The following is a 3,749-nucleotide window of genomic DNA, read 5'->3' as shown; positions in this document are numbered from 1 at the left end:
TGTCCACTTCTGTTTTGGAAAGAACCCTCTTCCACGCCACCGCATCCTATTATGTACCCAACGTACATGCCACAGCAGCTTCCTGCCGCACCAACATAACCCCTAACACCGCCTTCCGGGGATTCGGCGCTCCCCAGGCCATGTTCGTCTTTGAAGCGGCCATTCGGGAGGCATCCCGAATAAGCGGGATCTGCGTAGAAACACTGCAGCGCAAAAATCTGATTAAAACGGGGGATTGTTTTGCCTATGGCATGGCGGCGGAAAATGCCCGGGCCCAGCGCTGTTGGGACAAGGCATATGCGCATTATGACCTTGAGAAACGGATGCGTGTCATTGACGACGCCCGAAGGAAAGAGAAGCATTCCTCCGGTCAACTCTCCCGCTACGGCAGAGGGTATGCCCTGATGCCCGTATGTTTCGGCATAAGCTTTACCACCATATTTTTAAACCAGGCCCGGGCGCATATCCACGTTTATACGGACGGTAGCGTGGGCGTAAGTACGGGGGCTGTGGAAATGGGGCAGGGGGTAAACCACAAAATCCGCGAAATCGTGGCTGACAGCCTGGGGATCCCTCCTGAGCGGGTTACGCTGGAATCCACCAATACCATCCGCGTTTCCAATTCCAGTCCCACCGCTGCCAGCAGCGGAACCGACCTGAATGGGGCGGCCGCCCTGATGGCCTGTGAGATGATAAAAGAGCGCCTCTTTAAATTTATGGCCGATCAATATCAATGTGTATGGCAGGATTTTTCACTTAGAGACAGTCGGTTATATAGAGAGGAGAAAGCCTGTGGGCTCGGTTGGGAGGATTTGGTGATGCAAGCCTATCGTTCTCGGGTGCAGTTAAGCGCCGAAGCCCACTATTCCACACCGGACCTTCACTTTGATACATCTGTCGAGAAGGGTCGTCCCTTTGCCTACCATACTTACGGAACAGCCTATTTTGAGGCCGAAGTGGACCGCTTACTGGGAACCTACACCATAGAAAAGGCCTATGTGGTGCATGACCTTGGGCGATCTATAAATCCCCTTATTGATCTTGGCCAGGTTGAAGGCGGCATGGTTCAGGGGATTGGATGGGTGACCATGGAAGAGATGCGTTACGGCGAGGCGGGCAGACCCCTTACGGCCACTGCGGGGACTTATAAAATGCCTGATATCTCTTCCGCCCCTCTGGATATGAAAGTAAAATTTTTGGAGGATGCCCATAACGACAGAGCGGTTAAGGGTTCCAAGGCCGTGGGGGAGCCTCCCTTCATGTACGGAATCGGGGCTTTTTTTGCTATAAAGATGGCTGCCGGGAGCGAGAACGCTTCCTATTGTACGCCCATTACGCCCGAGCGTTTGTTTATGGAATTGAGGGCAGGGGTATAGGGTTAGGTTCTTATGATCATTTTGCTTCAACAATAACGAATTGTTCCGATCAAAAGGAGGAAATCATGATTCCTAAAACAATGAAATCTTTTTTGGAAGATGCTCTATCTGAAAGTGTACGCGAAAAACGGCTGATACAGGACGGTCCTTTCTGCTTCCTGGAGTTCGGACCTTTGGATGTGGACAGCCTTCAGCGGCTGGGCATCCGGGTGGACCGCCTGGGGCCCAGGCTGGTTTCCTGCCTCTGGGACAGGGAAAGCCCCCTTGAAATCGGCGGCTACCTGGTGGTGGACAATTTGGCCATGGGAGCGCCTTCCATGGGGGGCACCCGGATGCTGCCGGATATCACCCCGGATATCATCCATAACCTGGCCCGGGGCATGACCCTGAAAAATGCCGCGGCTGATTTGCCCTTTGGGGGCGGTAAATCCGGGATTGTCTGTCCCGGTGCCATGGACAAAAAAGAGCGAAAAGAGATTATCAAGGGGTTCGGCCGGCTGCTCAAACGCTATAAGGATATTTACATCCCGGGACCGGATGTGGGGACCAATGACCAGGACATGAAAATTTTTGCCATCGAAAACGGGATTGATAACGTGGTTTCCAAACCGGCGGACATGGGAGGGAACCGGATCGACGAACTGGGCGGGGCCGCCAAGGGGGTGGTTGCGGCGTTCAATGCCCTGGTAGAGCATCTTCCCCGCCTCAGGGAACTGCCCCAGTTTAAAACCATGGAGATCCCCCCTGCCGGGGAACTGGATGTACTCATCCAGGGATTCGGGGCCGTAGGGGCAAATACCGCAAGGCTCTTCCATGAGAACACCCGCAACTACCGGCCCAGGATAAAGGGCATCAGCGACGCCACAGGCTATCTGCTCAATCCGGACGGTCTGCCCTGGTCCCAATTGTTCAGTATGTGGAAAACCCTGGGGACCGTTGCCGGGGCGTATTACCACGAACGGATCATGCACGGTTCTGATCCGGTGGGCTCTAAAACCGTCTTTTCCAACAACCCGGACAACCTGCTCACCGAGTCGGCTTTCTGCCTGATTCCGGCCTCACCCGTGTTTAATTATCTGGACGTTTCCCCCATAACCTCCCCCTCCATGACCTGCGACCGGATGGGCAAATGGCAAATGATTGTGGAAGGGGCCAATACCTATTCCCCGGATCCGGCCCGGAAAGCCCAGCGTCGACGGATGGAGCGTCATGTTTTTCGGGACAGGGGGATCCTCATTGCTACCGATTACCTGGTCAATGCAGGAGGGGTCATCTATGCGGCCCATGAAAGGATCATTCCTACCCCCCGCCACCTCTATATTCCAAAGGAGCTTCTGGGTGACCCCGGTGGAATCCAGGGGTGGCTGGACAAGCACCGCACTGAATTCCAACGCCTGGCGGAACAGCGGCAGAAGGCCGCCCTGGAAAAGCTGGAAACCGTTATTCCCGCCAATATGAAAGAACTCATCCAGGGGCTGTGCCAGGACGGGGACAGTCTGCCCTGTGAAGTGGCGGAAAAGATATCGGTACGGCGGATTGCATCAAAAGAAAAATCCAAAACCGCCAGGGATGTTATGGCTCCGGCGCCCGTCATCGGCCTGGACAAGCAGATAAGAGATGCCGCCGAACTTCTGGTGGAGAGCCATGTATCTATTGTCACTGTGGTATCGGAAAAGGGCCGGCCCATCGGTATCGTGACCAACTGGGACATCACCCGGGCTACAGCCATGAAACTGCCCATGGATGCGCCCTTGACAAAAATTATGACTACGGACCTGGTGTCAACCGGGCCGGACACCAGTATCCTCAACTGCATCCGGATACTGGAGAACCATGAAATTTCAGCCATGCCCGTGGTGGATGAGAACCGGGTCCTGGGCATTATTTCGGGGGATATCCTGGCCAGGAAAACCTTGTTCCGATTGCTCCAGACAGAAGGCTGAAGACTGGGGATCAATCGTCCGGGCGCTATCTAAAATGCTGCAAATCGCGTGATCCCGGCGTCTTTAGCCTCTTTGACAGCTGTGTTGAATTCAGTCACAGAGACGCGCCTTGCTAATTCTTTCACGTGGAGCGCCTTCCCACAAGGGCGATATTGATCCATGATGTTGACATAGGTGTTTTTTGAGACATGGTTGGCAATAAAGGACATCACCTCCCCGGTCCCGGCCATCCCGGAGGGCATGACCAGGTGTCTGAGCAGTAACCCCCGTGTGGCAATACCGTTTTCATCAAGCTGCAGATCGCCAACCTGTCGATGCATTTCGACAACGGCTTTTGCGGCTATTTGGGGATAATCCGGCGCATTGCAGGTCTGTTCGGCAATAGCCGGATCCCAAAATTTAAAATCCGGCATATAAATATCGATCACTC

2 protein-coding genes and 1 pseudogene are annotated in these 3,749 nt (G+C 54.3%); 2 read left to right on the top strand and 1 reads right to left on the bottom strand.

Annotated features, from left to right (window positions below):
• Both AB7U36_RS20480 and AB7U36_RS20475 read left to right on the top strand, forming a co-directional pair.
• On the top strand, positions 1 to 1,376 hold a 1,376-nt coding region (locus AB7U36_RS20480), incomplete at its 5' end, for a molybdopterin cofactor-binding domain-containing protein (RefSeq protein ID WP_428161479.1).
• Positions 1,377 to 1,441: 65 nt separating this feature from the next.
• Positions 1,442 to 3,319: a Glu/Leu/Phe/Val dehydrogenase dimerization domain-containing protein gene (locus AB7U36_RS20475; RefSeq protein ID WP_428161478.1), complete on the top strand. Its 1,878-nt coding sequence runs from the start codon at positions 1,442 to 1,444 to the stop codon at positions 3,317 to 3,319.
• Positions 3,320 to 3,348: 29 nt separating this feature from the next.
• On the opposite strand, the pseudogene AB7U36_RS20470 reads toward AB7U36_RS20475, so the two are convergent.
• Positions 3,349 to 3,749, bottom strand: a pseudogene (locus AB7U36_RS20470) (radical SAM protein); the annotation flags it as partial.

The organism is Desulfobacter sp. (assembly GCF_050177295.1).
The sequence above is the reverse complement of the archived record's forward strand: the minus strand, read 5'-3'. Positions and strand labels throughout refer to the sequence as shown.